Genomic DNA, 21,376 nt, shown 5'->3' on the forward strand with positions numbered 1-21,376 from the left:
ACGTTCGAACCAGGTTCGTACACACGACACTCCTTTCCCTCGACGATGTTGGAGGGCACGATGCGCAGCCGTCTGAGACGACTCGTTCTGGGGGCCACGGCCCTGTTCACCGCCGCGTCCGCGTTACCCGCGGCGGCCGCCACGACCCAGCAGCGGGCAGAGCAACACCCCTCCCGCGACGGCCACTCCGCCGTCATCCGCTACACCGAGCACGGCATTGCGCACATCCTCGCGAAGAACTACACCGACCTGGGTTTCGGTACGGGCTGGGCGCAGGCCGCCGACGAGGTGTGCACACTGGCCGACGGGTTCGTGACGCTGCGGGGCGAGCGGTCCCGGTACTTCGGCTCCGACGCGCCCGCCGGCGGCGACCTCTCGGCGGCAAGGACGAACCTGGCCAGCGACCTGTACTTCGGCGGGGTGCGGGAGAGCCGCACCGTGGAGAAGCTGCTCGCCGAGCCGGCGCCGGTGGGTCCCGGCCGGCAGGTCCGGGACATGATGCGCGGCTGGGCCGCCGGTTACAACGCCTGGCTGAAGCAGCAGAAGATCACGGACCCTTCCTGCGCGGGCGCGTCCTGGGTCCGGCCGGTCTCCGAACGGGACGTGGCGGCCCGGGGCCTGGCGATCGCCTCGATCTCCGGCGAGGGGAGGTTCGTGGAGACGATCACGACCTCGCAGCCGCCGGCCGGAGCAACCGCCGCCCCCGGCGCTCCGTCCGCCCGCACGCCGGGCGGGAAGGCAGCGGCGAAGGCCGGGGCGGACGCGGCGGCCGAGCTGTGGGGCGACCCCGGCATGGGCTCCAACGCGGTCGCCTTCCGCGGTGACGCCACGGCGAACGGCCGTGGCCTGCTGCTGGGCAACCCGCACTACCCGTGGGACGGCGGGCGACGGTTCTGGCAGTCGCAGCAGACGATCCCGGGAGAGCTGAACGTGTCCGGCGGTTCCCTGCTCGGCACCCCGGCGATCTCCATCGGGTTCAACGCACACGTGGCGTGGAGCCACACCGTCTCCACCGGCATTCCGGCCAACTTCCACCAGCTGACGCTCGATCCGGCCGATCCCACGACCTACCTGGTGGACGGCAGGCCGGAGCGCATGAAGAAGCGGACCGTGACGGTCGCGGTGAAGGACGGCGCGCCGGTCACCCGCACCCAGTGGTGGACCCGTTACGGCCCCGTGGTCACCTCCCTCAGCTCCCAGCTCCCGCTGCCGTGGACCGCCCGGACGGCGTACGCCCTGAACGATCCGAACGCGGCGAACCTCCGCTTCTTCGACACCTCGCTCGGCTTCGCCAAGGCGCGGAGCACGGCCGGCGTCCTCGCCTCCCTCGACCGGCACCAGGGCATCCCCTGGGTGAACACGCTCGCCGCCGACCGCGCGGGGCACTCCCTGTTCACCCAGTCCCAGGTACTCCCCCGCATCACCGACGAGTTGGCGCAGCGCTGCTCCACGGATCTCGGCAGGACCACGTACCCGGCGTCCGGGATCGCGATCCTCGACGGCTCGCGCGGCGACTGCGCGCTCGGCAGCGACCCCGGTGCGGTCGTGCCGGGGATCTTCGGCCCGTCGAGGATGCCGACGCTGAAGGACGCCCCGTACGCGGAGAACTCCAACGGCACCGCGTGGATGACCAACGCCGAGCGGCCGCTCACCGGGTACGAGCGGATCTTCGGCACGGTGGGCACACAGCTCGGCCTGCGTACCCGTGGCGCGGTCGAGGACGTCGCGGCGATGGCTGACCGCGGCGGACTGACCGTACGCGACCTGCAGAAGCAGCAGTTCGCCAACCGGGTGCCCGCGGGCGACCTCGCCGCCGAGGACGTGGCACGGGCGTGCGCCGCGCTGCCCGGTGGTACGGCTACGGGCAGCGACGGCAAGGCCGTCGATGTGTCGGCGGCCTGCGGGGTGCTGCAGGCGTGGGACCGCACCATGGACACCGGCAGCCGGGGAGCGCTGCTCTTCGACCGGTTCTGGCGCAGACTCGAACAGGCGGTTCCCGCGGACCGGTTGTGGAAGGTGCCGTTCTCGGCGGCGGACCCGCTCCGCACGCCGAACACCCTGAACACGGAGGCGGCCGGCTTCCCGACCGCCCTGGCCGACGCGGTGGCCGAGCTGCGGAGCGCGGGCATCGCGCTCGACGCGCCGCTCGGCGCGCACCAGTTCGTCGTCCGCGACGGCGAGCGTCTGCCCGTGCCGGGCGGCGCGGGGCGGCTCGGCGTGTGGAACGTGATCGAGCCGACGTGGGACGCGGCCGGCGGCGGCTACACGGAGGTGCCGTTCGGGTCCAGTCATCTGCAGGCGGTCGGCTGGGACGGCAGCCACTGCCCGGTGGCCCGCACACTGCTGACGTACTCCCAGTCGTCGAACCCGAAGTCGCCGCACTTCGCCGACCAGACCCGGCTGTTCTCCGGCGAGAAGTGGGTCGCCTCGCGCTTCTGCGAGAAGGACATCCTGTCCTCGCCGAAGCTGAAGGTCGTGCGGGTGCACGAGCGCCGCTGACCCGTGCGCGGGGTGCCGCTCCCGTGGGCGGCACCCCGTGGCCTGCAGGCCCCGTGGCCTGCAGGCCCCGTGGCGGCAGACCGGGCGGCACCCGCGTGGCGCGTGCCGAAGGCGGAGCGGGACGCAGGGCAGTACCCCGCGATCGGCCAGAACGGTGGCGTTGGGCCGCCGGGCGGCTTACACCGGCCGCGTCCGGCCCTCCCAGTACGGCTCCCGTAGCCGGCGCTTGTACAGCTTGCCGTTGGGGTCACGGGGCATCTCGGTGATGAAGTCGACGCTCCTGGGCCGTTTGTATCCGGCGAGCCGGTGGGCGCAGTGGTCGAGGAGGCCGGCCGCGAGGGCGGGCCCGGGCCGGTGCCCGGGAGCCGGTTCGACGACCGCCTTGACCTCCTCGCCCCAGTCGTCGTGCGGAATGCCGAAGACGGCGGCGTCCGCGACGGCCGGGTGGGCGAGCAGGGCCGACTCGATCTCGGCCGGGTAGATGTTGACGCCTCCGGAGATGATCAGGTCGATCTTGCGGTCGCGCAGGAAGAGGTAACCGTCCTCGTCGAGGTACCCCAGGTCGCCGACGGTGAAGAAGTCGCCGATGCGGTTCTTGCGGGTCTTGGCCTCGTCCTTGTGGTACGAGAAGCCGCCGGTGGTCATCTTCATGTAGACGGTGCCGAGTTCACCGGGCGGCAGCCGGTTGCCGTCGTCGTCGAAGACCGCGAGCTCGCTGATGGGCCAGGCCTTGCCGACCGTGCCGGGCTTCTTCAGCCAGTCCTCGGCGGTGGCGAAGGCACCACCGCCCTCGCTGGCCGCGTAGTACTCCTCCACGCAGGGGCCCCACCAGTCGAGCATGGCCCGCTTCACGTGGTCGGGGCAGGGCGCGGCACCGTGGATGGCGTGCCGCATGGAGGAGACGTCGTAGCGGTCCTTCACGTCGTCGGGCAGGGCCAGCAGGCGGTGGAACTGGGTGGGGACCATATGGGTGTGGGTGCAGCGGTGGGCGTCGATGAGCCGGACCATCTCCTGGGGTGTCCACTTGTCCATGAGGACCAGCCGGTGGCCGATGTGCAGGGACGCGCCGGCGAACTGCAGGACGGCCGTGTGGTAGAGCGGTGAGCACACGAGGTGCACGTTGTCGTCGAACGGCCGGATGCCGAAGATGCCGAGGAAACCGCCGAGGTAGGCCTCCTCCGGGGGTTTGCCGGGCAGCGGGCGGCGGATGCCGCGGGGGCGGCCGGTGGTGCCCGAGGTGTAGTTCATGACCCAGCCGAGCGTGCGGCCGGCGGGCGCCGACTCGGGTCGGCCGTCCAGGAGTTCGGCGTACGGGCGGAAGCCCTCGACCGTGCCCGCGGCGTACCGGTGGGTGGCCGGCAGGCCCGCCTCGTCGGCGGCGTGGCGGGCCGCTTCGGCGAAGCGCTCGTGGGCGAGGAGCACCTTGGCGCCGGAGTCGGAGACGATCCAGGCGATCTCCGGTCCGACGAGGTGGTGGTTGACGGGGACGAGGTAGAACCCGGCCTGGCTCGCGGCGAGATAGGCGGTGAGGAACTCCACGCCGTTGGGCAGGACCACCGCGAAGGTGTCGCCGCGTTCCAGTCCGGCCGCGCGCAGGCCGTGCACGAGCCGGTTGGCCGCGCCGTGCAGGCGTCCGGCGGTCCACACCTCGCCGTCGGGCGCGACGAGTACCGTGCGGCCGGGATCCTCGGTGGCCTGGGCCCAGAATCCCACGGGGGGTGTGCTCACGACTGTCCGCTCCTTCCGGCGATGCGGTTGACGCGGTCCACGGCCTGCTCGAAGCCGCGGGTGAGGTCGTCGAAGACGGCCCGGACGCTGCGTTCGCTGTTCATCCGGCCGACGATCTGGCCGACCGGGGTGCCGAGCAGCGGGTCGACCTCGTATTTCTGGATGCGCGAGACGGCCTCGGCGACCAGCAGTCCTTGCAGTGGCATGGGCAGGGTGCCGGGCCCGGCCGGGTCGTCCCAGGCGTCGGTCCACTCGGTGCGCAGCTGGCGGGCGGGCTTGCCGGTCAGCGCTCGGGAGCGGACGGTGTCGCCGGAGCCGGCCGCGAGGAGCTTGCGGGTCAGGGCGGGCGAGTGCAGGTCCGCTTCGGTGGTGGTCAGCCATAGGGAGCCCAGCCACACACCCTGGGCCCCCAGGGTGAGGGCGGCAGCCACCTGCTGTCCGCTGCCGATGCCCCCGGCGGCCAGGACGGGCAGCGGGGCGACGGCGTCGACGACCTCCGGGGTGAGCACCATGGAGGCGATCTCGCCGGTGTGGCCGCCCGCCTCGTAGCCCTGCGCCACGACGATGTCGATCCCGGCGTCCCGGTGCTTGCGGGCGTGCCGGGCGCTGCCCGCGAGTGCGGCGACGAGCACGTCCTGGTCGTGGGCGCGGGCGATGACGTCGGGGGGCGGGGAGCCGAGGGCGTTGGCGAGGAGCCGGATCGGGTAGTCGAAGGCGACGTCCAGCTGGCTGCGGGCGACCTGTTCCATCCAGCCGGTGATGCGCCAGCCGGACGCCTCGCCCTCGGCGAGTTCGGGCACGCCGTGCTTGGCGAGGGTGTCCCGGACGAACTGCCGGTGGCCCTCGGGGATCATCGCCTCGACGTCGGCCTCGGTGACGCCTTCGACCTTCTTCGCGGGCATCACGACGTCCAGCCCGTACGGCCTGCCGTCGACGTGTGCCTCGATCCAGTCCAGGTCGCGTTTGAGTTCGTCGGGGGCGGTGTAGCGGACCGCGCCGAGCACGCCGAAGCCGCCGGCCCGGCTGATGGCCGCGGCGACGGCGGGGAACGGCGTGAAGCCGAAGACGGCGTGCTCGATTCCCAGTGTCTGGCTCAGCTCCGTCTGCATGGGCGCAGGATGCCGGAGTCCTCCGGAGGACGGAAGAGGTTTTCTGATGCTCCGTCAGATCGGTTGGGCTCTCCGCCGGATTCACGGCGACGCCCGGGGGACATACTCTCCGGGACATGCGAGGCGGTTGAGGCGAAGGGGTGCGCGGTGACCGGCAGAGCGGCGAACGGCGAACCGACCCGGCGTCAACTGGGCAGAGCGGGCCTGGCCCTGGGCGGTGCGCTCGCCCTCGCCCCGCTGCCCGCGGGACCCGCCGAGGCCGCCCCGGCGGGCACCGGCCGCCGCCCCACCCTGCGGCACGGCTCCGCCGCACGCGCCGGGCTGCTCCCCACCCATCTGCGCCGGCTCGTCTCCGACGCGGAGGCGTTCCTCGGCCCCTCCCCCGAGCACCCCTGGTACGCGGGCGCCGTCCTGCTCGCCGGACGCGGCGGCACCGTCGCGCTGCACCGGCCCATCGGCATGGCGGTCCGCTACCGCGCCTACGACGAGAAGACCGACACGGGCGTCGAGTTCCCGCCCGGCGAACAGATCCCCATGGCCGAGGACACCGTCTTCGACCTGGCGTCGGTGTCGAAGCTGTTCACCTCGATCCTCGCCGTGCAGCAGATCGAGCGGGGCGCACTGGACCTGGAGGCGAAGGTCGCCTCGTACCTGCCGGACTTCGCGCGGGCGGGCAAGCAGGACATCACGATCCGTCAGCTCCTCACGCACACCTCGGGGTTCCGCGCCTGGATCCCGCTGTACAGCGCGCCCACGCACGAGGAGAAGCTCCAGCTCATCTGGAACGAGAAGCCGGTCAGCGCGCCGGGCACGGCGTACCTGTACTCGGACCTGAACCTCATCTCGCTGCAGCTCGTGCTGGAGCGGGTCACGGGCCGCACCCTGGACGTCCTCCTGCGCGACGAGATCACCGCACCGCTCGGCATGCGCCGCACCCGCTACAACCCGCCGGCGTCCTGGCGGCCCAAGATCGCGGCCACGGAGGACGCGCGCGCACCGTGGTCCGGCCTCGACCGGGGCCTGGTGTGGGGCGAGGTGCACGACGAGAACGCTTTCGGTCTCGGCGGCGTCGCGGGCCACGCGGGCGTGTTCTCCGACGCCTGGGACCTCGCGGTCCTCGGCCGTACCCTGCTCAACGGCGGTGTCTACGGACGGACCCGGATCCTGAGACCGGAGTCGGTGGAGCTGATGTTCACCGACTTCAACACCGCGTTCCCCGGGGACGAGCACGGTCTGGGCTTCGAGCTCTACCAGCACTGGTACATGGGTGCGATGGCCACGCCGCGCACCGCCGGGCACACCGGTTTCACGGGCACCTCGCTGGTCCTCGACCCGACGACCGACTCGTTCCTGATCGTCCTCGGCAACTCGGTCCATCCGGTGCGCAGTTGGCGATCCGGATCCGCGCCCAGGGCCGCCGCGGCGAACCACCTGGCGCGGGCCGTGCCGGTCCGGCCGGCGCGGGGACGCACGGCCTGGTTCTCAGGGATGGCCCTCTCCACGACGGCGACGCTCACGCTCCCGGCGCTCGACACGTCGGCCGGCCGGGCGCGGGTGCGCTGTGCGCTGTGGTGGGACACCGAGCCGGCCGCCGACGTGCTGGTGCTGGAGGCCTCGACCGACGGCGGCACCGGCTGGCAGCCGGTCCCCTTCACCACGTCCCGCCGCGGTCAGGACCCCGAGCGGCACCCGTCGGGCTCGGTCACCGGCTGGTCCGGCCGCGTCTGGCACGGGCTGACCGCGGACGTCCCCGCCGCGCGGGAGCTCGCCCTGCGCTGGCGGTACGCGACGGACCGGCTGTACGTGGGGCGCGGCTGTTACGTGGACGGGCTGCGTGTGGAGGCCGCCGGGGACGTCCTGTTCGATGTCAGGCGTCCGGCGGACGCGGCGCGCCTGACGGCGGTGGGGTGGACGCGCGAGGCCGACTGAGGGGTCACTCGGGGGTGGTCTCCAGCACCGCCATGGCGGCGTTGTGTCCCGGCACCCCGCTGACCCCGCCCCCGCGCACCGCGCCCGCCCCGCACAGCAGCACGTTCGCGTGGCCGGTCTCCACGCCCCAGCGGCCGGTGCCGTCCTGGGCGTAGGGCCAGCTCAGCTCGCGGTGGAAGATGTTGCCGCCGGGCAGGCCGAGGTCCCGCTCCAGGTCGAGCGGGGTCCTGGCCTCGATGCAGGGGCGCCCGTCCGCGTCGGTGGCCAGGCAGTCGGCGAGGGGTTCGGCCAGGTGGGCGTCGAGCTGGGCGAGGGTGGACTTCAGCAGGTCCTCGCGTACGGCGTCGTTGTCCCGCTCGAACAGGCGGGCCGGGGTGTGCAGGCCGAAGAGGGTGAGCGTCTGGTAGCCCTGCTCGGCCAGGTCGGGGCCGAGGATGGTCGGGTCGGTGAGCGAGTGGCAGTAGATCTCGGAGGGCGGCGCGGCGGGCAGGGTCCCGGCGGCGGCCTGGGCGTGGGCGGTGGCCAGTTGTTCGTAGCCCTCGGCGATGTGGAAGGTACCGGCGAAGGCCTCGCGCGGGTCGACGGCGCTGTCGCGCAGCCGCGGCAGCCGCTTCAGCAGCATGTTCACCTTCAGCTGCGCGCCTTCGGCGGGAGCCGGGGGCGTGTCGCCGGTCAGTTCCGCGAGGGCCCGCGGTGAGGCGTTCACCAGGACGTGCCGGGCTGCGACGGTGCCTTCGCCGTCGGCCGTGCGATACGTGACCTCGGCGGTTCGGCCGTCCGTGGCGATGCGCAGCGCCTCGTGGCCGGTGGCGAGGACCGCTCCCGCATCGCGCGCCGCGTCGGCGAGGGCGTCGGTGAGCGCCCCCATGCCGCCGACCGGTACGTCCCAGTCGCCGGTGCCGCCGCCGATCACGTGGTAGAGGAAGCAGCGGTTCTGCTTCAGGGAGGGGTCGTGGGCGCCGGCGAAGGTGCCGATGAGGGCGTCGGTGAGGACCACACCGCGCACCAGGTCGTCCTGGAAGTGCTCCTCCACGGCGGCACCGATCGGTTCCTCGAACAGCATCCGCCAGGTCTCCTCGTCGTCGAGGCGGCGGCGCAGCTCGTCACGTGCGGGCAGCGGCTCCGTGAGGGTCGGGAAGATCCGCTGGGCGGCGCGGCCGGTCCTGCCGTAGAACTCCTGCCAGGCCCGGTACTCGTGGTCGGAACCGGTGAGCCGGGTGAACGCCTCCCTTGTGCGCCGTTCCCCGCCGCCGACGAGGAGACCGGTGGGCCTGCCGTCCCGTTCGGCCGGCGTGTACGAGGAGACGGTGCGCGTGCGGACCCGGAAGTCCAGGCCCAGGTCCCGGACGATCTTCTTGGGCAGCAGGCTGACCAGGTACGAGTAGCGGGACAGCCGGGCGTCGACCCCGGCGAAGGGCCGGGTGGACACCGCCGCGCCACCCGTGTGGTCCAGCCGCTCCAGGACCAGCACGGAGCGCCCGGCGCGGGCCAGATAGGCGGCGGCGACCAGGCCGTTGTGGCCGCCGCCGACGATGACGGCGTCGTAGGTCCGGTGTGCGCGGGGTCCCTCGGGTGCGGTCATGGTTCTTGGTAACACGGGGTGATCCGGGTCGGCCAGACGGCGCCTGCCTGCCCTGCCGGTGTCAGCGTCCGGCCGCGGCCCGCTGCTCGCGCAGGGCCGCCACTCTTCGGTACAGGGCCATGGCCTCGGCGCTGCGGCCGAGCTGTTCGAGGCAGTGGGCCTCGTCGTTGCGGCTGGCGAGGGTGTCGGGGTGGTCGGTGCCGAGGACGCGCTCGCGGGCGCCTGCCACGCGCCGGTACTCGGTGAGCGCGTCGGCCCAGCGGCCCAGCCAGCCGAGGCCGACGGCGACCTCGCGGCGGCTGACCAGGGTGTCCGGGTGGTCGGGGCCGAGGACCTGCTCGCGGAGCGCGGCCACGTCACGGGATTCGGTGAGGGCCTCCTCCCAGCGGCCGAGCCGGCCGAGGTTGACGCAGCGGCCGTGACGGGCGCGCAACGTCTCGGGGTGGGTGGGGCCCTGGCTGCGGGTGCGGTCCGCGACCAGGCCGCGGTAGACATCCAGGGCTTCCGCGCTGCGGCCGAGGCGGCCCAGGCTGATGCCGGTCTCGTGCCGGGCGGCGAGCGTGTCCGGATGGTCGGGACCGAGGGCCCGGCCACGGGCTTCGGCGACGTCGCGGTAGGTCTCCAGGGCTTCGGCCCAACGGCCCAACTGACCCAGGGTGTAGGCGACTTCGTAGCGGGTGACGAGCGTGTCGGGATGGTCCGGGCCGAGCACGCGGGCGCGGGCGGCGGCCACCTCGCGGGCCATGCGGTACGAGTCCTCCAGGCGGCCGAGACGGCTGAGGTTGAAGGCGAGGTTGTGGCGGCAGCGCAGGGTGTCGGGGTGGTCGGGGCCCATGAGCTGCTCGCGGGCGGTGAGCACCGACGTGTAGACGCGGTGGGCGTCGAAGGGGCGGCCCAGCTGGCCGAGGACGTAGGCCATCTCCTGGCGGGCGGCCAGGGTGTCGGGGTGATCGGCGCCGAGGGTGCGGATCCTGGCCCCGGCGACGTGCTTGTACTCGCGCAGGGCGTCCGCGGCTCGGCCGGTGCGGCTGAGGGTGAAGGCGACCTCGTAGCGGCTGGAGAGGGTGTCGGGGTGGTCGGGGCCGAGGAGGTGCTCGCGTTCGGCGGCGACGGCCCGGTGCACCTCGCCCGCTTCCGTCCAGCGGCCGAGCCGGCCGAGGCTCAGGCCCGCGTTGTGCCGGCCGGCCAGGGCGGTCAGGACCTCCGTGGGCGGGGCGGCCCGCTGCGCGGGGACGGGTTCGGCGACGACGGGTCCGGTGGCGGGCCGTGCGATCCACTCACCGGACAGTCCCGCCGCCGGGTCCGGTGAGGTGGTGCGCAGTCCCGTGCCGGTCGCCTTGTGGCCGGTGGTCATGCCGCGCGTCCAGGACGGCAGCCGGGCCGCGCCCGTCGGCTCGCCGGGAGCCGGGCGGGCCGCCGCGCCGGCGGGCACGTACGCCGGCGCGGCCCGGTGGGCGCTGATCCGGCGGGCCAGCTCGCGGGCGTCGTCGGGGCGCTGAGCGGGTTCCTTGGCGAGCAGGCCGAGGATGATCTGCTCCAGGTACTCGGGCAGGTCGGGCCGGTGCTCGCTGGGCGGGCGGGGCGGGGTGTCGCGGTGGCCGACGAGGATCGCCCAGGCGTCGCCGAGGTCGAACGGCGGTACGCCGGTGGCGATCTCGTACAGCACGCAGCCGAACGAGTACAGGTCGCTGCGCTGGTCGACCTCGGTGCCGCCGATCTGCTCCGGGGACATGTAGTGCGGGGTGCCCATGGCGATGCCGGTGCCGGTCAGCCGGGAGGTGAAGCCGATGTCGTGGCCGAGGCGGGCTATGCCGAAGTCGCAGATCTTCACGGTGCCGTCGCCGAGCCGCACGATGTTCGCGGGCTTCAGGTCCCGGTGGACGATGCCCTGTTCATGGCAGTAGGCGAGGGCGGCGGCGACCTGCTCGGCGATCTCCTCGACGTCCGCGACGGGCAGTGGGTGCTGCTTGTTGTCCTCCAGGAGCTGGCTGAGGTTGCGGCCGTCCAGCAGCTCCATGACGAGATGGAGGACGCCGTCGGACTCGCCGAAGTCGTGCACGACGGTGATGCCCCGGTGCTGCAGCGCGGCGGCCACCCGGGCCTCACGGCGGAACCGCTCCCGCAGCACGCGGGTGAACGCGTGGTCGTGGTTCGGGCCCAGCGGTTTGAGGCACTTGACGGCGACATGCCGGCCCAGGGACTCGTCCCGGGCCCGCCACACCTCGCCCATGCCGCCACGCCCGATCAGATCGAGCAGCCGGTACCGGCCCTGGATGAGCCTGTTGTCCCCCATCTCGCGCGACGCTCCCCCCGGTAGCTGTCCGCCCGCCCCTCGACCCCACCCAGTATGGCGGCCTATCGTCCGAGTTTGTACGGTGCCGGACGCGCGTCGGGGCCGAGCCTCGCCATGGCCCGCAGAATGTGTTTGGGCGGGAGTTGCCACCGCACACGTGCGGGAACGCGGCGCAGCAGGAGGCCGACGAGGCGCAGTCGACGGGTGACGGTGGCTGGGGCGGAGCCCGGTCTGCCGTACAACTCGTGGGCGTACGGCGGCAGGGAGGCGTACGCCAGGTGTGCCATGCGCCGCCACAGCAGCTCGCGCGCCGGTACGAGCAGCGGGTGCGTCGGCGGGCGGAGCAGGAAGTCGTCCACCTCGCGTGCCTCGGGTCCCGCGGCCAGATCCGGGCGCACCTCCTCGAAGTACGCGGTCATCTCCGCCCGGCTCCCCGGCACGGCGTCGGGGTCGAGGCCCACCAGGCGTGCGCTCTGCCGGTGTTCGGCGATGTAACGGTCGGCCTCGGCGTCGGTGAGCCGGAATCCGGACCGGCGCGCGACATGCAGATACGAGTCGATCTCGGCGCAGTGCACCCACATCAGCAGGGCGGGTTCGTCGACGGCGTAGCGCTCACCGGTGTCCGGATCGGTGGCGGTCAGCATGCGGTGGATCTTCCGGACCCGGGCACCGGCGCGCTCGGCGGCCTCGGTGGTGCCGTAGGTCGTCGTTCCCACGAAGCCGGCGGTGCGCATCAGGCGGCCCCAGGCGTCCCGACGGAAGTCGGAGTTCTGCACGACCCCGCGGACCGCGCGTGGATGCAGGGCCTGGAGGTAGAGCGCCCGGACGCCCGCGATCCACATCACGGGGTCGCTGTGGAGCTGCCAGGTCACCGATTCCGGACCGAACAGCCCCGGGTCCGCGCCGGTCATGTGCCTCACCTCCGCCCCGGCGCACACGATGGCACATGCCGAACAGCCGGTCGATACCGCAAACCGTCCGGCTGTTGAGATTTCACCTACCCGGTGCCGGGTTTGGTAAGGCTGGCCTTATATATTGCGCTTGCCGATCAAGGCCTGTAGCGGGCCGCGACGGCATGCCCGGCTCCGCACACGACAGGACCCCCCATGCGCACCACCTCCCGCGGCCTCATCACGGCGTTCGCCCTCGTCCCGTTGCTGGCCGGGTGCTTCGCACCGAGCGACGACGGCGCGGGCGGTGGGGCCGGCTCGGACGGGCGGCTGCGCATCGCCCTGGCCGTTCCTCCCGTGCAGGCCCTGTCCCCCTACAGCAACGACGCCACGGTGCTGAGCAAGCTGTCCGTCGCCGAAGGACTGACCGTCCTCGACAAGAACGGCGCCGCCGCGCCCGCGCTGGCGAAGTCCTGGAAGCAGGACAACGCCACCACCTGGACCTTCGAGCTGCGCAAGGCCGAGTTCCAGGACGGCACCCAGCTCACCGCCAAGGCCGTCGTCAACGCGCTCGACCACGCGGGCGCGGCCAAGCCGAAGCCGCGCGTGCTGAGCGACGTGACGCTCACCGCCAAGGCCGACGACGCCGACACCGTCACGCTCACCACGAAGTCACCCGACCCGGTACTGCCGCTGCGACTGGCCAGTCCCGCGCTGGCGATCCTGTCGGCCGAGGCGTACGCCAAGGACGGCAAGGTCAGTCCGGTCGGCACCGGCACCGGCCCCTTCGAGATCACGAAGCTGACCGGCAAGACCGGGGCGGCACTCGACCGGTTCGACCGCCACTGGGGCGGCAAGGCGAAGGCACCGGGCCTCGACGTGACGTGGATCCCGGACGGCACCGCACGCGCCAACGCCCTGCGCGGCGGCGAGGCCGACATCGCCGAGTGGATCCCGACCTCGCAGGCGAAGCTCCTCAAGGCAGATACGCGGCACGTGGTCTCCTCGGTGCGCACCGACAGCCTGATCCTCAACACCGGCAAGGGCGTGTTCACCGACCCCGGCCTGCGGGCGGCCGCCCGTGAGGCGGTCGACGGCTCCGACCTCGTCGACTCCGTCTTCGGGGGGTACGCCGACCCCGCGCAGGGCCTCTTCGGGCCCGCCGTCCCCTGGGCCGCCGACCTGCGCGTCCCGGTGACCGGGCGGGCCCGGGCGGCGAGCGTCGAACAGGTCAGGTCAGAGACCAAGGGCAAGACGGTGCGTCTGGCCGCCATCACGAACCGCGCGGAACTGCCCGAGGCGGCGACCGTCCTCCAGCAGCGGCTGGAGAAGGCCGGGTTCACGGTCAAGCTGGACGTCCGCGAGTACACACAGATGGAGGGCGACCTTCTCGCCGGCCGGTACGACGCCCTGGTCTTCTCCCGCGTGACGCTCCTCGACACCGGTGACGCGGTCGCCTATCTGGCGAGCGACTACACGAGCGACGGCGTCTACAACATCGCCCGGCTGAAGGACGCCGGGGTGGACAAGGCGATCCAGGCCGCGGCCGCGGAGGGTGACACGAAGCGGCGCCAGGAGAAGATCATGAAGGCGGAGGCGGAGATCCTCCGCACGGACGCGGTCGTGCCGCTGGTCCACGAGAGGGTCGTCCAGGGTATCGCCGACGACGTCGAGGGCGTCGTGCTCGACCCGCGCGAGCGGTCCCTGGTCGACCTCGACACGCATCTGAAGTAGCGGTATGGCTCTCGCTCACCTCCCCGCCGGCCGCCCGTACATCGGACGGCCGGCGGCCGGCCGGGTCCTCGCCGGGGCCGCCCTGCTGGCCGCGGTGGCCGCACTGCCGTGGCTGTCCGGCAGCGACCCCGCACGCACCGTGCTGCGGGCCCGCTCCGCGGACCAGGACCCGACCCCCGCGCAGCTGGCCGTCGTGCGCGAGCAGTTGGGCCTGGACCAAGGCCCCTGGGTCCACCTCGCGCACTGGCTGGGCGGACTGCCCCGCGGGGACGCGGGCGTCTCGTGGGTCTCCGGCGCACCGGTCATGCCGCAGGTGGGGACGGCTCTGTCGGTCTCCCTGACGCTGATGCTGGGCGCGTTCGCGGTCACGTTGCTGATCGCCGCACTGGTGTGCGCCCGCACGGTCCTCCTCGGTTCCCGGCGCCGACTGCGGCAGGACCGGGCCGGCACCACGGCCGCCGTCCTGGCGTCGCTGCCGAAGTTCCTGCTCGCCTCGGTGCTGGCCACCGTGTGCGGGGTGTGGTGGGGGTGGTTCCCGTCCAGCGGGTGGGACGGGCCGCGGTCGATGGTGCTGCCCTCGCTCGCGCTCGGCATCCCCTCGGGTGCCATGCTCGGCGGGATGCTCGACCAGGCACTGCCCGCCGCCTTCCACGAACCCTGGGCGCGCACGGCCTACGCCGTCGGGCTCCCTCCCCGTCACATCGGCCGCGACGCGCTGCGCCGCAGCCTGCCCGGCATACTGCCGCAGCTGCTGCCCACCGTGGTCGCTCTGGTCGGCGGCGCGGTCGCCGTGGAGAAGATCTTCAACATCCCCGGGCTCGGCCGGCTCGCCCTGGACTCGGCCGTCGCGCAGGACCTCCCGGTGCTGCAGACGGCGACTCTGGCGCTGGTCCTGCTCGGCGTCACTGCGGGCGTCCTGATCCGGGCCCTGCGCCACGCACTGCTCGGGCGGCCCCTGCGTGACGGCGCCCTGCCGGCCCTGCACCGGCCCCCGCTCACCGTGCCGCGCTCCCTGCGCTGGGTCACCGCGGCCTGCGCACTGCTCCTGCTCGCCCTGGTGACAGCGGGCCTCCTGCGCGACCCGCTCCAGGTCGACACGGCGGCACGGCTGCTGTCACCGTCTCTCGAACACCCTCTGGGCACGGACGCGCTGGGCCGTGACCTCCTGGCCCGGCTGGGCCACGGGGCGCTGCGCACGGCCTGGGTCGCCCTCGTCGTGACGACGGTCAGCGCCGTCACCGGGCTGCTGCTTGGCGTGGCGCCGAGGGCGAGCGCGGGCCCCACCGAAGTCGCGTCCACCCTGCCCGCCGTTCTCGCGGGTCTGCTGATCGTGGGCGTGACCGGGCCGTCGGTGTGGGGCGCCGCCGGCGCGGTGTGCGCGGTCGGCTGGAGCCCGTACGCCGCCCAGACCTCTGCGCTGCTGGAACAGGAACGCGCGAGCGGGCACATCGCCGCGTCCGTCGCACTCGGCGCGGGACGGCTGCACCTGCTGCGCCGCCACCTGCTCCCGGCGGTGATCCCGGCCCTCCTGCGCAACGCGCTGCTCCGGCTGCCCACGACCGTCCTGGTCCTCGCGTCCCTCGGCTTCCTGGGCCTGGGCGAACAGCCGCCCGACCCCGAGTGGGGCCGCCTCCTCTCGGAGAACCAGCCGTACGCCGAACTCGCCCCCTGGACCGTCCTGGGACCGGCCGCCGCGCTGGTGGTGCTGTCCGTGCCGGCGGTGACCGGCAGCGTGCTGGGACGCCGGAAGGGCGAATAGCACACGCCCCGGCCGGTGGAGGCTACCGGCCGGGGCGCCTGCTCCTCGCCCGTCGGGCGGGGCGTGTCTCGTCGAGTGTCGGACGGGGCGGGTACGGGGCGGGTTTCGTCGATGTTCGGGCGAGGTGCGTCTCCTCCGTCTTCGGGTGGGGTGCGGCTCGTGGGTCCTCAGCCGGGGTGCGGCTCGTCGGTCACGTATCCACGCCGCTTGTCCACGACGTTGCGCAGAGGGCGGCCCTCGATGCGCCGGGTGAGGTTGTCGAGGAACACCTCGACGAGCGCTTCCCTCTCACCCGTGGTCTCGCCCGCCGTGTGAGGGGAGATCATCACGCCGGGCATGTCCCACAGGGGTGACTCGGCGGGCAGCGGTTCCTGGGCGAAGACGTCCAGGGCGGCTCCGGCGAGCCGTCCGGCGGCGAGGTGGCCGACGAGCGCCTCCTCGTCGACGAGTCCGCCCCGGCCCACGTTGACCAGTCGCGCCCCCGGCTTCATCGCGGCGAGCACGGGGGCGTCGACCATGTGCCGGGTGTCCCGGGTGAGGGGTGCGGCCAGGACGACGTAGTCGGCCTCGGCGAGCGCCGCGTGCAGAGTGGCCGGGCCGTGGACGGTCCCGAAGTCGGGGTCGTCCTGGCGGGCCGTGCGGCCGGCGCCGCAGACCCGCATGCCGACGGCCGTCAGCAGCCGGGCGGTGGCCCGGCCGATGGGGCCCGTTCCCCACACCAGCACCGTGCGTCCGGTGATGCCGTCACTTGGACGCGGACGCCACTCGCGGCGCTGCTGGTGCTCCCAGGTGCCGGGGAAGTCCTTGGCGAGGGAGAGGATCAGACCAAGGACATACTCGGCGGTCGGCTGGTCGTAGACACCGCGGGCGTTGGTCAGGACAACACCCGGATCGTCCACCAGGGCCGGGAAGAGGAAGGAGTCGACGCCCGCGGAGGACGCGTGGACCCAGCGGGGTGCCTTCTCGGGGTTGTCGGGCCAGGCTTCGCGGATGGCGGGGGTGATGGTGACCCAGGCCAGGAGGGCGTCGGCGCCGGGGAGGAGATAGGGCAGTTCCTCCTCGGTGGCGTAGACGGTGTCCGCGAGCCGTTCGATGAGCGCGGTGGCCGGTGGTCGGTTGCCGCGGTGGAGGACGACGAGTCGGTCGGGCATGTCAGGCTCCGACGGGGACGGCGATGTACTTGTACTCGAGGAACTCGTCGATGCCGACGCGGCCGCCTTCGCGGCCGAGGCCGGACTGCTTGATGCCGCCGAAGGGGGCTGCGGGGTTGGAGACGAGTCCGGTGTTGAGGCCGATCATGCCGCTCTCGAGGCGTTCGGCGACCCGCAGGGCGCGGTCGAGGTTCTGGGTGAACAGGTAGGAGGCCAGGCCGAATTCGGTGTCGTTGGCGGCGGTGACGGCCTCGTCCTCGGTGTCGAAGGTGCGGAGGGCGGCGACGGGTCCGAAGATCTCGGTGTCGATGATCGCGGAGTCCGGGGCGATGCCGGTCAGGACGGTGGGCGGGTAGAAGCAGCCCGGTCCGGCGGGCAGTTCGCCGCCGGTCAGGACGGTGGCGCCGCGTTTGACGGCGTCCTGGACGAGGTCGTGGGCCTTGCTGCGGCCGACGATGTCGATGAGGGGGCCGACGTCGGTGCCGGGTTCGGTGCCGTCACCGACGGTCAGGGCGGCCATGCGGGCGGTGAGGCGGGAGGCGAACTCCTCGGCTACGGAGGTGTGGACGAAGATGCGGTTGGCGGCGCAGCAGGACTCGCCCATGTTGCGCATCTTGGCGACCATGGTGCCTTCGACGGCGACGTCGAGGTCGGCGTCGTCGAAGACGATCAAGGGGGCGTTGCCGCCGAGTTCCATGGACGTGCGGATGACGGTGTCGGCGCACTGGGCCAGCAGGATCCGGCCGACGCCGGTGGAGCCGGTGAAGGAGAGCTTGCGGATCTTCCCGCCGCGCAGGAGCGGTTCGACGACGCCGGCGGCGTCGGTGGTGGTCACGATGTTCAACACGCCGTCGGGCAGGCCGGCCTCGGTGAGGATCGCGGCCAGGGCCAGACTGGTCAGGGGGGTCTGGGGGGCGGGCTTGAGGACGACGGTGCAGCCGGCGGCCAGGGCCGGGCCGATCTTGCGGGTGCCCATCGCCAGGGGGAAGTTCCAGGGGGTGATGAGCAGGCAGGGGCCGACCGGCTGGCGGGTGACCAGCAGACGGTTCCTGCCGTCGGGCGCGGTCGTCATGCCGCCGTCGATCCGCACGGCCTCCTCGGAGAACCAGCGGAAGAACTCAGCACCGTAGGCCACTTCGGCACGCGCCTCCGCCAGGGGCTTGCCCATCTCCAGGGTCATCAGCAGCGCGAGGTCCTCGGTGCGCGCGATGATCAGGTCGTAGGCGCGGCGCAGGATCTCACTGCGCACTCGCGGCGGGGTCGCGGCCCAGGCGGCCTGCGCGGCGACCGCGGCCTCGACGGCACGCTGACCGTCGGCCGGGGAGGCGTCGGCGACCCGGCACAGCTCCTCGCCGGTGGCCGGATTGTCGACGGACAGGGTCCGGCCGGACTCCGCGTCCTGCCAGCCACCACCGATGAACAGCTGCTTGGGAACATCACGGACGACAGTCATCTTGGGTATCTCCTTGGAGCGATAGGTGCTGCCGACCGGTCAGCGGATGCGGTCCAGCGTCTTGTAGTAGGCGCCCGCGAAGGGCAGGAACCAGGCGGTGCCGTTGTAGAGGGGAATGCGGGGCGGGGCGATGTCGCGGACGGGGCTGACCTCGGGATGGCCGTCCATCACCTCGGCCATGACCTGACCCATGTGCGTGGCCATCTGCACACCGTGACCCGCGTACCCCATGGAGTAGTAGACGCCGTCCTCGGTCTGCCCGGCGTGCACGATGCGGTCCATGGCGAAGCCGACGGAGCCACCCCACACGTACTCGACCTTCGTCCGGGAGAGTTGGGGGAAGATCTCACACATCTCACGGAACAGGATCTGTCCGCTCTTCTTGTCCGAGGTGGGGTCGGACGGCGCGAAGCGGGCGCGGCCACCGAACAGCAGCCGGTTGTCGGGGGTGAGCCGGAAGTAGTGGCAGACCTTGTTGGAGTCGACGATGAGGCGCGCCTTGGGGATGATGTCCCGGGCGAGTGCCTCGCCGAGCGGCTCGGTCACGATGATGAAGCTTCCCAGGCAGACCTGCTGGCGGCGCAGCCACGGGAAGTTCTTGTCGGTGTAGGCGTCGGTGGCCATCATGACCTGCCCGGCGCGGATCACACCGCGCTCGGTGCTGACCTCGAATCGGCCGGCGGCGGTGCGCCGCACGCCGATGGCCGCGTTGCGCTCGTGGATCTCGACACCGGTGCGTTCGCACGCCTCGGCCATGCCGCGTACGAAGCGGCCCACGTGCAGTGCGGCACTGAACGGGTCGAGCAGACCGCCGTGATAGGCGCCGGAACCGATCTCGGAACGCAGCTCGGACTTGCCGATCAGCGTGGTCTCGTGTCCGAAGTAGTTGGCCAGGTCGCGCTGCTGGGCCTTCTTGCCCTCGAAGTGCGCGGGGCGGGACGCGACGCCCAGGCGTCCGACGCGACGGAACTGGCAGTCGATGGACTCCTCGTTCACGAGCCGCTCGACGGTGTCCACGGCCTCGCCGTAGGAGTTGTAGATCTCACGGGCCCGTTCGAGTCCGTAGCGGCGGATGGCCTGACGGACGCCGATGGTGAAGCCCAGGTTCGCCATGCCGCCATTACGCGCGGAGGCACCGGAGCCGATCTGGCCCTTCTCGACGAGGGTGACACGGGCACCCTTGCGGGCGGAGTGGAGAGCGGTGGACAGACCGGTCAGACCGGCGCCGACGACCACCAGGTCGGTGTCCTCGGTCAGCGGCTTGCCGGAGCGGTCGGGAAACGCCCCAGCGGTTTCTATCCAGTAGGGAATCGTCTTCATTGCGGGTCCTCTGCGGGGAGTTTCGAACTGGGGCGCGGCCGGGCACCATCAGGGGCCCGCCCGAAACGGGCTGCGGTCGCTGATCAGCGGGGGCTCGATCTGGATCAGCGGCGGGGAACGGTTGCAGAAGCGGGCGAGGAAGCCGGCCTCGCGCAGTCGGCACGTTGAGCGGTGGCGACGGTCATACGGTCTCGCCCGCGGGGTTGGCGACGCCTGCGGTGTTCTCGACCGAGAGCAGAGAGCCCTGTCGTCCGGAGCCGATCCAGCGGACCAGGGCGACGATGCCGAGGGCGAGGATGGCGAAGGCGGTGAGGAGCGCGCTGACGGCGGTCACGCTGGGGTCGATCTCGAAGGTGAGGGAGTTGTAGACCTGCACGGGCAGGGTGACGGTGTCGACGGAGGAGAGGAACTGCGAGATGTAGAACTCGTCGAAGCTGGTGATGAAGGAGAAGATCGCGGCCGCGATCATGCCGGGGGCGGCGAGAGGGAAGGTGATGCGCCGGGCGATCGTGAGGCGTCCTGCGCCCATGCTGGCCGCGGCGTCCTCCAGGCGTTCGTCGATGCCGCGCAGGGTGGCGATCAGGATCAGCACCGCGATCGGTGAGGCCAGCACGGTGTGGCCGAGTGCGATGGCGATGGGGCTGCCGAGCATGGCGGCGGGCTCGAAGAGCAGGAACAGCCCGAGTGCGGTGACGATCTGCGGGATGACCAGCGGTCCGAGGACCAGGGCGTAGACCGCGGAGCGCAGGGGGAGTTCGCTGCGGGTCAGGGCGGTGGCCGCGGTCACGCCGATGATCAGGGAGAACACGGTGCTCAGGGCGGCGACCAGGGCGCTCAGGGAGAGTGCGGCCGGCCATTTGCTGCCGTCGGCGAACAGGGCCTTGTACCAGTTCAGCGTCCACGCCTCGGGCGGGAAGGCCGCGAAGGCGTTGTTGCTGAAGGAGGTGACGAGGATGACGACGATCGGCAGTGCCAGGAACAGCAGGATCACGGTGGCCACCGCGGTCAGGACGATGCGTCCGGCGAGGCTGCTGCGCAGTTCCATCATGACGCACTCCTCTTCTTACGGCTGGCGCCGAGCGAGGTGACGGCCTTGACCAGCAGCAGTCCGGCGAAGGTGAGCAGCAGCAGGATGACGCCCTGGGCGGCGGCCCCGTTCCACTGGTTTTCCTTGGTCACCTGCTGGTTGATGAGGGTGGCGATCATCGTCTGGTTGGGTCCGCCCATCAGGGCCGGGGTGATGTAGTAGCCCAGCGACAGGATGAAGCTGAGCAGTCCGGCACTGGCCAGGCCGGGGGCGACCAGCGGCAGGTAGACCTTCCGGAAGATCGTCACGCGTCCCGCGCCCATGCTCGCCGCGGCGGCCATCAGCCGCCGGTCCACACCGCGCATCACGCCGTACAGCAGCAGCACGGTGTAGGGCAGCATCATGGAGGTGGTGCCGATGACCACGCCGAGTTCGTTGTAGAGCAGTTGGAACGGCCCGCCGGGTATCGCCTCGTTCACCAGGCCCTTGTCACCGAGCATGATGATCCAGCCGTAGGTGCGCACCAGGGCGCTGATGAAGTGCGGCACGACCACGACCAGCATGGCGAGGCCTGCCAGGATGGGCTTGAGCCGGGTGATCGCCTGGGCCAGCAGGAAGCCGAAGACCAGGCTCAGTACGGCTGTCTCGGCGGAGATCCGCAGCGTGGTGATCAGAACCGACAGGTTCACGCCGGTCAGCGCGTCGGCGTACCAGTGCAGCGTGAACGCGCCGTTGGCGTCCTGCAGGCTGAGCAACAGGGTGCTGAAGATCGGGTAGATGAACAGCACCAGCAGGTAGACCACGACCGGCAGCGCGTAGAGGATCCCGACCCGGGTGCGGCGCGAGGCCAGGAGCCTACGCGGCGGCGCGGGTGCTTTGGCGGTGAGGGTGGCAGCCATCAC

14 protein-coding genes are annotated in these 21,376 nt (G+C 72.2%); 4 read left to right on the plus strand and 10 right to left on the minus strand.

The genetic code is table 11. From position 1 onward, the window contains the following. Positions 1 to 60 precede the first annotated feature (60 nt). A complete protein-coding gene (locus ACZ7EG_RS35000; protein ID WP_471088074.1) occupies positions 61 to 2,499 on the plus strand; it encodes a penicillin acylase family protein in 2,439 nt (812 codons plus the stop codon). Positions 2,500 to 2,676: 177 nt separating this feature from the next. Here ACZ7EG_RS35000 and ACZ7EG_RS35005 read toward each other — a convergent pair whose 3' ends face one another. Both ACZ7EG_RS35005 and ACZ7EG_RS35010 read right to left on the minus strand, forming a co-directional pair. Then, positions 2,677 to 4,227: an acyl-CoA synthetase gene (locus tag ACZ7EG_RS35005; protein WP_471088076.1), complete on the minus strand. Its 1,551-nt coding sequence runs from the start codon at positions 4,225 to 4,227 to the stop codon at positions 2,677 to 2,679. Continuing rightward, the gene (locus tag ACZ7EG_RS35010) at positions 4,224 to 5,336 is read right to left on the minus strand and encodes an NAD(P)H-dependent flavin oxidoreductase (protein ID WP_471088078.1); all 1,113 of its coding nucleotides are present in this window, start codon (positions 5,334 to 5,336) and stop codon (positions 4,224 to 4,226) included. The genes ACZ7EG_RS35005 and ACZ7EG_RS35010 overlap by 4 nt, the downstream gene beginning before the upstream one ends. Before the next feature lie 147 nt (positions 5,337 to 5,483). Here ACZ7EG_RS35010 and ACZ7EG_RS35015 point away from each other — a divergent pair, with 147 nt between their 5' ends. Next, complete coding sequence (locus ACZ7EG_RS35015) at positions 5,484 to 7,265, plus strand: serine hydrolase domain-containing protein (protein WP_471088080.1); 1,782 nt, start codon at positions 5,484 to 5,486, stop codon at positions 7,263 to 7,265. A 4-nt stretch (positions 7,266 to 7,269) separates the two neighbouring features. Here ACZ7EG_RS35015 and ACZ7EG_RS35020 read toward each other — a convergent pair whose 3' ends face one another. The 3 genes from ACZ7EG_RS35020 to ACZ7EG_RS35030 form a co-directional block, all read right to left on the minus strand. Further along, on the minus strand, positions 7,270 to 8,847 hold the full coding sequence (locus ACZ7EG_RS35020) for a phytoene desaturase family protein (protein WP_471088082.1): 1,578 nt from the start codon (positions 8,845 to 8,847) through the stop codon (positions 7,270 to 7,272). 61 nt (positions 8,848 to 8,908) lie between these two features. Next, complete coding sequence (locus ACZ7EG_RS35025; RefSeq protein WP_471088084.1) at positions 8,909 to 11,140, minus strand: serine/threonine-protein kinase; 2,232 nt, start codon at positions 11,138 to 11,140, stop codon at positions 8,909 to 8,911. A gap of 62 nt (positions 11,141 to 11,202) precedes the next feature. Next, complete coding sequence (locus tag ACZ7EG_RS35030; protein WP_471088086.1) at positions 11,203 to 12,051, minus strand: oxygenase MpaB family protein; 849 nt, start codon at positions 12,049 to 12,051, stop codon at positions 11,203 to 11,205. A gap of 195 nt (positions 12,052 to 12,246) precedes the next feature. Here ACZ7EG_RS35030 and ACZ7EG_RS35035 point away from each other — a divergent pair, with 195 nt between their 5' ends. Continuing rightward, a complete protein-coding gene (locus ACZ7EG_RS35035; protein WP_471088088.1) occupies positions 12,247 to 13,764 on the plus strand; it encodes an ABC transporter substrate-binding protein in 1,518 nt (505 codons plus the stop codon). A 4-nt stretch (positions 13,765 to 13,768) separates the two neighbouring features. Next, positions 13,769 to 15,523: an ABC transporter permease subunit gene (locus tag ACZ7EG_RS35040; RefSeq protein WP_471088090.1), complete on the plus strand. Its 1,755-nt coding sequence runs from the start codon at positions 13,769 to 13,771 to the stop codon at positions 15,521 to 15,523. Between the two features lie 167 nt (positions 15,524 to 15,690). Here the strand turns inward: ACZ7EG_RS35040 and ACZ7EG_RS35045 are convergent, their stop codons facing one another. The 5 genes from ACZ7EG_RS35045 to ACZ7EG_RS35065 form a co-directional block, all read right to left on the minus strand. Beyond that, entirely contained in the window at positions 15,691 to 16,674 is a 984-nt protein-coding gene (locus tag ACZ7EG_RS35045) for a D-2-hydroxyacid dehydrogenase (RefSeq protein ID WP_471088092.1), read from the minus strand. A gap of 1 nt (position 16,675) precedes the next feature. Further along, positions 16,676 to 18,127: an NAD-dependent succinate-semialdehyde dehydrogenase gene (locus ACZ7EG_RS35050; RefSeq protein WP_471088094.1), complete on the minus strand. Its 1,452-nt coding sequence runs from the start codon at positions 18,125 to 18,127 to the stop codon at positions 16,676 to 16,678. A 39-nt stretch (positions 18,128 to 18,166) separates the two neighbouring features. After that, a complete protein-coding gene (locus ACZ7EG_RS35055; RefSeq protein ID WP_471088096.1) occupies positions 18,167 to 19,447 on the minus strand; it encodes an NAD(P)/FAD-dependent oxidoreductase in 1,281 nt (426 codons plus the stop codon). 181 nt (positions 19,448 to 19,628) lie between these two features. Continuing rightward, positions 19,629 to 20,495, minus strand: a complete 867-nt coding sequence (locus ACZ7EG_RS35060) for an ABC transporter permease (protein ID WP_471088098.1) — start codon at positions 20,493 to 20,495, stop codon at positions 19,629 to 19,631. After that, positions 20,492 to 21,373 carry an ABC transporter permease gene (locus ACZ7EG_RS35065; RefSeq protein WP_471088100.1) on the minus strand — a complete coding sequence of 294 codons (882 nt, stop codon included), beginning with the start codon at positions 21,371 to 21,373 and terminating at the stop codon, positions 20,492 to 20,494. Before ACZ7EG_RS35065 ends, ACZ7EG_RS35060 begins: the two co-directional genes overlap by 4 nt. Positions 21,374 to 21,376 lie beyond the last annotated feature (3 nt).

It is taken from the genome of Streptomyces sp. NPDC037100, from assembly GCF_055606225.1.

Excerpts from the sequence above, each read along its gene's own strand:
- ACZ7EG_RS35050 (WP_471088094.1), bottom strand. The coding sequence starts at position 18,127 with ATGACTGTCGTCCGTGATGTTCCCAAGCAGCTGTTCATCGGTGGTGGC.
- ACZ7EG_RS35045 (WP_471088092.1), bottom strand. The coding sequence starts at position 16,674 with ATGCCCGACCGACTCGTCGTCCTCCACCGCGGCAACCGACCACCGGCC.
- ACZ7EG_RS35055 (WP_471088096.1), bottom strand. The coding sequence starts at position 19,447 with ATGAAGACGATTCCCTACTGGATAGAAACCGCTGGGGCGTTTCCCGAC.
- ACZ7EG_RS35065 (WP_471088100.1), bottom strand. The coding sequence starts at position 21,373 with ATGGCTGCCACCCTCACCGCCAAAGCACCCGCGCCGCCGCGTAGGCTC.
- ACZ7EG_RS35035 (WP_471088088.1), top strand. The coding sequence starts at position 12,247 with ATGCGCACCACCTCCCGCGGCCTCATCACGGCGTTCGCCCTCGTCCCG.
- ACZ7EG_RS35020 (WP_471088082.1), bottom strand. The coding sequence starts at position 8,847 with ATGACCGCACCCGAGGGACCCCGCGCACACCGGACCTACGACGCCGTC.
- ACZ7EG_RS35060 (WP_471088098.1), bottom strand. The coding sequence starts at position 20,495 with ATGATGGAACTGCGCAGCAGCCTCGCCGGACGCATCGTCCTGACCGCG.
- ACZ7EG_RS35030 (WP_471088086.1), bottom strand. The coding sequence starts at position 12,051 with ATGACCGGCGCGGACCCGGGGCTGTTCGGTCCGGAATCGGTGACCTGG.
- ACZ7EG_RS35010 (WP_471088078.1), bottom strand. The coding sequence starts at position 5,336 with ATGCAGACGGAGCTGAGCCAGACACTGGGAATCGAGCACGCCGTCTTC.
- ACZ7EG_RS35040 (WP_471088090.1), top strand. The coding sequence starts at position 13,769 with ATGGCTCTCGCTCACCTCCCCGCCGGCCGCCCGTACATCGGACGGCCG.
- ACZ7EG_RS35000 (WP_471088074.1), top strand. The coding sequence starts at position 61 with ATGCGCAGCCGTCTGAGACGACTCGTTCTGGGGGCCACGGCCCTGTTC.
- ACZ7EG_RS35025 (WP_471088084.1), bottom strand. The coding sequence starts at position 11,140 with ATGGGGGACAACAGGCTCATCCAGGGCCGGTACCGGCTGCTCGATCTG.